This is a genomic window from Streptomyces sp. WELS2, assembly GCF_013870595.1.
In the GTDB taxonomy this organism is placed as follows: domain Bacteria; phylum Actinomycetota; class Actinomycetes; order Streptomycetales; family Streptomycetaceae; genus Streptomyces.
The window spans coordinates 1-6,961 of record NZ_JACBWZ010000297.1 but is presented as its reverse complement, the minus strand read 5'-3'; the positions used below and the strand labels follow the sequence as shown (position 1 = coordinate 6,961).

The following is a 6,961-nucleotide window of genomic DNA, read 5'->3' as shown; positions in this document are numbered from 1 at the left end:
CGTCAGCCGCCCGCCCACACGGGGGGCGTCGCTTCCCGCGTTACTTCTTGCGGCGCCGGCCGCCCTTGGCCTGCCGCCGCCGCTCCGCCCGGGTCAGCCCGTCCGACTCGGAGCGCACCGGCTCCTCGTCCTCCAGGTCGCGCTCCACGATGCCGCCCTCGCCGTCCACCGTCGGCGCGGAGAAGTGCAGCTCCCGGCGCTGGGGGACGTCCAGGCCCTTCGCGCGGATCTCGGGACGGGCACCGGCCTGCGCCGGCACCGTGTCCTGCGCGCCCTCGCCGGCCGGCTGGGCCTGCGCCTCGACCGGGACCTCCTCGACCTGCTGCTCGACCTGGACCTCCAGGTTGAACAGGTAGCCGACGGACTCCTCCTTGATGCCGTCCATCATCGCGGTGAACATGTCGAAGCCCTCGCGCTGGTACTCGACCAGCGGGTCCTTCTGGGCCATCGCGCGCAGGCCGATGCCCTCCTGGAGGTAGTCCATCTCGTAGAGGTGCTCGCGCCACTTGCGGTCCAGGACCGACAGCACGACCCGGCGCTCCAGCTCACGCATGATCTCGGAGCCGAGCTGCGCCTCGCGGGCCTCGTACTGCTCGTGGATGTCCTCCTTGATGGACTCGATGATGAACTCGGCGGTCAGACCGGCACGGTCGCCGGCCGCCTCCTCCAGCTCCTCGATGGTGACCTTCACCGGGTACAGCTGCCGGAAGGCACCCCACAGCCGGTCCAGGTCCCAGTCCTCGGGGAAGCCCTCGGAGGTCTCCGCGGTGACGTACGCCTCGATCGTGTCGTCCATGAAGTGCCGGATCTGCTCGTGCAGGTCCTCGCCCTCCAGGACGCGGCGGCGCTCGCCGTAGATGACCTCGCGCTGCCGGTTGAGCACCTCGTCGTACTTCAGGACGTTCTTGCGCGTCTCGAAGTTCTGCGTCTCGACCTGCCCCTGCGCGGACGCGATGGCGCGGGTGACCATCTTGTTCTCGATCGGCACGTCGTCCGGCACGTTGGCCATGGACATCACGCGCTCGACCATCTGGGCCTTGAACAGGCGCATCAGGTCGTCGCCCAGCGAGAGGTAGAAGCGGGACTCGCCCGGGTCGCCCTGACGGCCGGAGCGGCCGCGCAGCTGGTTGTCGATGCGCCGCGACTCGTGCCGCTCGGTGCCGAGGACGTAGAGGCCGCCGAGCGCCTCGACCTCCTCCTTCTCCGCCTTGACGGCCTGCTCGGCCTTCTCCAGGGCGGCGGGCAGGGCCGCGGCCCACTCCTCGATGTGCTCCTCGGGGTCGAGGCCGCGCTGGCGCAGCTCCGCCTCGGCGAGGTCCTCGGGGTTGCCGCCGAGCTTGATGTCCGTACCACGGCCGGCCATGTTGGTGGCGACCGTCACCGCGCCCTTGCGGCCGGCCTGGGCCACGATCTGCGCCTCGCGCTCGTGGTGCTTGGCGTTCAGCACCTCGTGCTGGATGCCGCGCTTGCTGAGCTGCTGCGAGAGGTACTCCGACTTCTCGACGGAGGTCGTCCCGACGAGGATCGGCTGGCCCTTCTCGTGCTTCTCGGCGATGTCGTCCACGACCGCCTCGAACTTGGCCACCTCGGTGCGGTAGATCAGGTCCGACTGGTCCTTGCGGATCATCGGCTTGTTGGTCGGGATCGGGACCACGCCGAGCTTGTAGATCTGGTGGAACTCGGCGGCCTCGGTCATCGCCGTACCGGTCATGCCGGAGAGCTTCTTGTAGAGGCGGAAGAAGTTCTGCAGGGTGATCGTGGCGAGCGTCTGGTTCTCGTCCTTGATCTCCACCCCTTCCTTCGCCTCGATCGCCTGGTGCATGCCCTCGTTGTAGCGGCGGCCGGCGAGGATACGGCCGGTGTGCTCGTCGACGATCATGACCTCGCCGTCGATGACGACGTAGTCCTTGTCGCGCTTGAACAGTTCCTTGGCCTTGATGGCGTTGTTCAGGTAACCCACGAGCGGGGTGTTCACCGACTCGTAGAGGTTGTCGATGCCCAGCCAGTCCTCGACCTTGCTGACACCGGACTCGTGGATGGCGACCGTGCGCTTCTTCTCGTCGACGTCGTAGTCGCCGGTCTCCTCGATGCCCTTGAGCGGGTTGCCGGCCTCGCCGCGCTTGAGGCGGGTGACCAGCTTGGCGAAGTCGCCGTACCACTTGGTGGCCTGGTCGGCCGGGCCGGAGATGATCAGCGGCGTACGGGCCTCGTCGATGAGGATGGAGTCGACCTCGTCCACGATGGCGAAGTTGTGGCCGCGCTGCACCAGCTCGTCCTTCGACCACGCCATGTTGTCGCGCAGGTAGTCGAAGCCGAACTCGTTGTTCGTGCCGTAGGTGATGTCGCACGCGTACTGCTCGCGGCGCTGGGCCGGGGTCATGCTGGCGAGGATGCAGCCGACGTCGAGGCCCAGGAACTTGTGGACGCGGCCCATCATCTCCGAGTCGCGCTCGGCCAGGTAGTCGTTGACCGTGACGATGTGCACGCCGTCGCCGGACAGGGCGTTCAGATAGGCGGGCAGGGTGCCGACGAGGGTCTTGCCCTCACCGGTCTTCATCTCGGCCACATAGCCGAGGTGCAGCGCGGCACCGCCCATGAGCTGCACGTCGTAGTGACGCTGGCCGAGGACGCGCTTGGCGGCCTCGCGGACCGTGGCGAACGCCTCGGGGAGCAGGTCGTCGAGGCTCTCACCGTCGGCGTACCGCTGCTTGTACTCATCGGTGAGGGCCCGCAGCTCGGCGTCGGAGAGGTCGACGAAGTCCTCTTCGATGGAGTTGACCTGGTCCGCGATGCGGTGCAGCTTGCGCAGGATCTTGCCTTCGCCTGCACGCATGATCTTCGAGAGGACGGACACGGGGGCTGGTCTCCTTGCCGGTCGGGCCTGGGACGGTCGGTTTTTCCTTCTGACTACTGAGCAACGGCCATCGTATGCGAGGACCCGGCCGCGCCGGGAGGCCTGGCGACCCGGCGGCTGCTTCATCCAGGACAACGGACGGGGTATCCCGATGGTGCCGCTCCGTACGAGGAATTACGCGGATTGTGATCGCGCGCTCACTCGGCGGGGAAATCCGTGGCGCCGGCCCGGTGCCCCGCGCAGAATCGGGCGATGGAACCCCGGCTTCTGGGCGGCCCGGGAGCACCGCGGCCGGGGCTACGTCGTGGAGGCCACGCTCGCCGCCTGCCGCTGGGCCTTCACCGAGGCCGGCGTGGACCGGGTCGAGTGGCGGGCCGAGGTCGGCAACCACGCCTCCCGCGCGGTGGCCGAACGCGCGGGCTTCACCGTCGAGGGCGTGCTGCGCTCCGGCGTCACCAACAAGGGGGTGCGCAGGGACTGCTGGGTCGGCTCGCTGCTCCCCTCGGACCTGGGACTGCCGTCCACCGCCCCGTACCTGCCCGCGCGTCCCTGAGACCGCTGGGAGGCGAACGCGCAGGCCGTCGCGGACTGTCGGTGCCACCCTCTATCGTCACGGGGCATGACGACCCTTCCGCGTCCCACCACCACGCTCACCGCGGACGACGCCCGCCGGATAGTCCTGCGGGCCCAGGGCCTGCTCGGCGCGCCCGACCGGCGCGCCGGGGTCCGCGGGGTGCTGCGCCGTCTCGGCGCGGTCCAGCTCGACACCATCTCGGTCCTGGCCCGGTCCCACGAACTCGTGCCGTACGCCCGGCTGGGCGCCGTCGGCCGGCGCACGGTGGAGGACGCGTACTGGACGGACACCCACGCGTTCGAGTACTGGTCGCACGCCGCCTGCCTGCTGCCCATCGAGGAGTGGCCCCACTTCGCCTTCCGCCGCCGCGCCTACCGCGACCGCCCGCACTGGCACCACGAACTCCCCGACGGCGCCTACGAGCAGGTGATCAAGCAGCTGCGCGCGGAGGGCCCGCTGACCGCCACGGAGCTGGGCGGCGCGAAGAAGACGAACGACTGGTGGGACTGGTCGGGCGCGAAGGTCGCCGTGGAGCGGGCGCTGATGTACGGCGAGGTGGTCTGCGTGGAGCGGCGCGGCTGGAAGCGGGTGTACGACCTCGCCGAGCGCGCGGTCCCGGCCGCGCTGCTGCACGACGAGCTGGACGACGGCGAGTGCCTGCGGCGCCTGGTGCGGCTGGCGGGCGAGGCGCTCGGCGTGGGCACGCGCGCGGACATCGCCGACTACCACCGGCTCAAGGGCGAGCAGGTCGACTCGGTGATCGCGGACTCCGGTCTGGTGCCGGTGGAGGTGGAGGGCTGGGGCAAGCCCGCGTGGGCCGACCCGGCGGCCCTGGCGACGCCCCCGCGCGGCCGGCACCGCACCACGCTGCTGTCCCCCTTCGACTCCCTGATCTGGGAGCGGGCGCGCACGGAACGGATCTTCGGCTTCACCCACCGGCTGGAGGCGTACGTCCCCAAGCCCAAGCGGGTGCACGGGTACTTCGCGATGCCGGTGCTCGCCGGCGGCCGGCTGGTCGGCCGGGTGGACCCGGCGCGCCAGGGCCGCACACTGGTGGCCAAGCAGGTCACCCTGGACGGCCCGAAGGCGGTCCCGGCGGTGGCCCGGGCTCTGGTCGAGGCGGCGTCGTGGGTGCAGTGCACCGACGTCCGCGTCGAGCGCGTGGACCCGCCACAGCTGCGCGAGCCCCTCACCCGGGAGCTCGCCGGGCTCCTCGGCTAGGCGCCGGGGACAGGCGCTAGCGGATCTCCAGGATCTTCTCCCGCATCGCGTAGACCACGGCCTCCATCCTGGAGTGCAGCTGGAGCTTCTCCAGGATGTTGCGGACGTGGTTCTTCACGGTGTTCTCGGAGATGAACAACTCCTTGGCGATGTCCCGGTTGTTCATGCCCGTGGCGACGAGTTTGAGGACCTCCAGCTCCCGGTCGGTGAGCCGGGGCGCGGGCACCAGCCGGCGCTCGTCGGTGCGCTGGATCATCGACTTGAACTCGGTGAGGAGTTTGGACGCCATCGACGGGCTGATCTGCGACTGTCCGTCGGCCACCGCGCGAATGGCGGTGGCCACCTCGTCGGTCGAGATCTCCTTGAGGAGATATCCGGTCGCGCCCGCCTTGATCGCGTCGTAGAGGTCGGCCTCCTCGTCGCTGATCGTCAGCATGATGATCTTCGCGCTGGGGGCCACCTCCTTGATGGAGGTGCAGGCCTCGATCCCGCCGCGCTTGGGCATGCGGACGTCCATCAGGACGATGTCGGGCAGCAGGTCGGCGGCCTTGTCGACGGCCTCGGCACCGTCGCCCGCCTCGCCGACGACCTGGATGTCCTCCTCGGCCGCGAGCACGATCTCCAGGCCGCGCCGGAAGAGGGCGTGGTCGTCCACGACCAGGACTCTGATCGGCTCCTTGCGCGACGCGTCCGCGCCCGGGTCCCTGCCGATGACAGCGTCGTCGGCGTCCCCGTCCCGCATCGGTCCGAAGGTGTCCGCCATCGTTCCTCCCCCTGAAGGCTGTGGCCTGTGGTCCTGTGCCATCGCCAACCCAAGGCAACGGCCCACCGGTTGGGCCGGTGCGGCCATGATTTCATGCCCGGACGGCACCGAGGTGACGTGCGGGGCGCGAAGTGGTCGCACGCCGGTGCCCCTGGGGGCGCACGCTCACTCCAGGGGCACCGGCTCAGCTTCAGCCGGGTGGGGTCAGCCGCCCAGCGTGCCCCCCGCCGTGGGGGTCTGCGCCTCGGCGACCATCGGGTCCGTGCTGAGATGGATCACGCCGTAGTCGTAGGCGTGCCGTCGGTAGACGACGCTCGGTTCCTTCGTCTCGGAGTCGACGAACAAGTAGAAGTCGTGGCCGACCAGCTCCATCTCGTAGAGAGCCTGGTCGAGCGTCATCGGGGCGGCGACGTGGGTCTTCTCGCGGACGACGAGGGGGCCTTCACCCTTGACCTCCAGGGAACCGATCTTCTTGGTCGGCACCCCGTCGGACTCCTCCTCCGAGGCGGGCAGGCCGTTGCCGTTCAGTGTCGCCGCGCCCGGCACGTGGTCGGGGACCTCCGCCGCCGAGATCCGGCGCGCGCCGCGGCGTGAGAACCGCTTGTCGTGCTGCTTGCGCAGCCGCGCGTCCAGCTTCTCCGCCGCCAGGTCGAGTGCGGCGTAGGGATCGCTGGCCGCCGCCTCCGCCCGGATCACCGGACCGCGGGAGCGGAGCGTGATCTCCACTCGGTCACAGCGGTCGGCCTGCCGGGGGTTGGGCTCCTTGGACACCTCGACGTCGAGGCTGATCACCTTGGCATCGAGCCTCTGGATCTTCTCCAGCTTCAGCTTCTCGGCCACGTGCTTGCGGAACCGCTCGGGCACCTCGGTCTTGCGGCCCTTGACGACGATGTCCACGCAGAACTCCGTTCCCGGATCGCCCCGCTCCATCGGCGGAGCGTCTCCCTTTCGCACCAGATCCGGTGATCACCGGACCTCGGACTCGGTGACTTCCACCTCCTCCTCCCCCATGGGCGAGATCTCCACCCCACCGGCGCGGGTGATTGCGAAACCCGCGCACGGCATTCGGATATGCGAGGTGTGTGGCCTGCGCCTTTCCTCACAACCGAACATATCTCGCCCGGAGCGATGTCGTCACCCTCTCTTCCGCCGCACCTCCGTTCAGGTGAATTAAGCCTCTCACTACCTGCAACGATGCACGTTGACGATCAGTTCCTGTTTATTTCCAGGGAATCGGCCGGAGCGGCGATCACGGCGGCACGCCGCATCAAGGCGCGGGCGTTCGGCGCGGCCTTTTCCGGTGCACCGTGCAGCGACTCCGTCCTCTCCTGCTCTTCACCGATCCGTCGTTCCTCCCTACCTTCCCGAGTTGTCGCCCGATACACGGCCGTTCCGCCATTGGCACCGGATACCACGGCCTCGCGCACGGCACGCGCCGCCTCCGCGAGACTGGCACCCGTCGTCATGAGGTCGTCGACGAGCACCACGCACCGGCCGTCGCCGAGCAGCCGGCCGCCTCCCTCCTGCTGGAACCTGATGTCCATGGCGG

General features: G+C 69.5%; 6 protein-coding genes. 2 read left to right on the top strand and 4 right to left on the bottom strand.

The annotated features are described in order from the left end of the window. Positions 1-40: 40 nt before the first annotated feature. The gene (secA, locus tag H5J33_RS18310; RefSeq protein WP_181796013.1) at positions 41-2,854 is read right to left on the bottom strand and encodes a preprotein translocase subunit SecA; all 2,814 of its coding nucleotides are present in this window, start codon (positions 2,852-2,854) and stop codon (positions 41-43) included. Between secA and H5J33_RS37560 the strand changes: the two genes are divergently transcribed. Together H5J33_RS37560 and H5J33_RS18300 are read left to right on the top strand one after the other, a co-directional pair. Next, entirely contained in the window at positions 2,769-3,407 is a 639-nt protein-coding gene (locus tag H5J33_RS37560; protein ID WP_309485431.1) for a GNAT family protein, read from the top strand. The two genes, secA and H5J33_RS37560, sit on opposite strands and share 86 nt — an antisense overlap. A 66-nt stretch (positions 3,408-3,473) precedes the next feature. Then, the gene (locus H5J33_RS18300) at positions 3,474-4,649 is read left to right on the top strand and encodes a winged helix-turn-helix domain-containing protein (protein ID WP_181796012.1); all 1,176 of its coding nucleotides are present in this window, start codon (positions 3,474-3,476) and stop codon (positions 4,647-4,649) included. Positions 4,650-4,665: 16 nt separating this feature from the next. On the opposite strand, the gene H5J33_RS18295 is transcribed toward H5J33_RS18300, so the two are convergent. The 3 genes from H5J33_RS18295 to H5J33_RS18285 all read right to left on the bottom strand — a co-directional run. Further along, positions 4,666-5,412, bottom strand: coding sequence for a response regulator transcription factor (locus H5J33_RS18295; protein ID WP_181796011.1), 747 nt, complete (start codon positions 5,410-5,412; stop codon positions 4,666-4,668). A gap of 204 nt (positions 5,413-5,616) precedes the next feature. Then, positions 5,617-6,309, bottom strand: coding sequence for a ribosome hibernation-promoting factor, HPF/YfiA family (gene hpf / locus H5J33_RS18290; protein ID WP_399552860.1), 693 nt, complete (start codon positions 6,307-6,309; stop codon positions 5,617-5,619). Positions 6,310-6,620: 311 nt separating this feature from the next. Next, a partial coding sequence (locus tag H5J33_RS18285; protein ID WP_181796009.1) for a hypothetical protein occupies positions 6,621-6,961 on the bottom strand: 341 nt, incomplete at its 5' end.

Bases quoted from the DNA above. Each gene is read 5' to 3' on its own strand.
- H5J33_RS37560 (WP_309485431.1), top strand. From the start codon at position 2,769: ATGGAGTTGACCTGGTCCGCGATGCGGTGCAGCTTGCGCAGGATCTTG.
- H5J33_RS18300 (WP_181796012.1), top strand. From the start codon at position 3,474: ATGACGACCCTTCCGCGTCCCACCACCACGCTCACCGCGGACGACGCC.
- H5J33_RS18295 (WP_181796011.1), bottom strand. From the start codon at position 5,412: ATGGCGGACACCTTCGGACCGATGCGGGACGGGGACGCCGACGACGCT.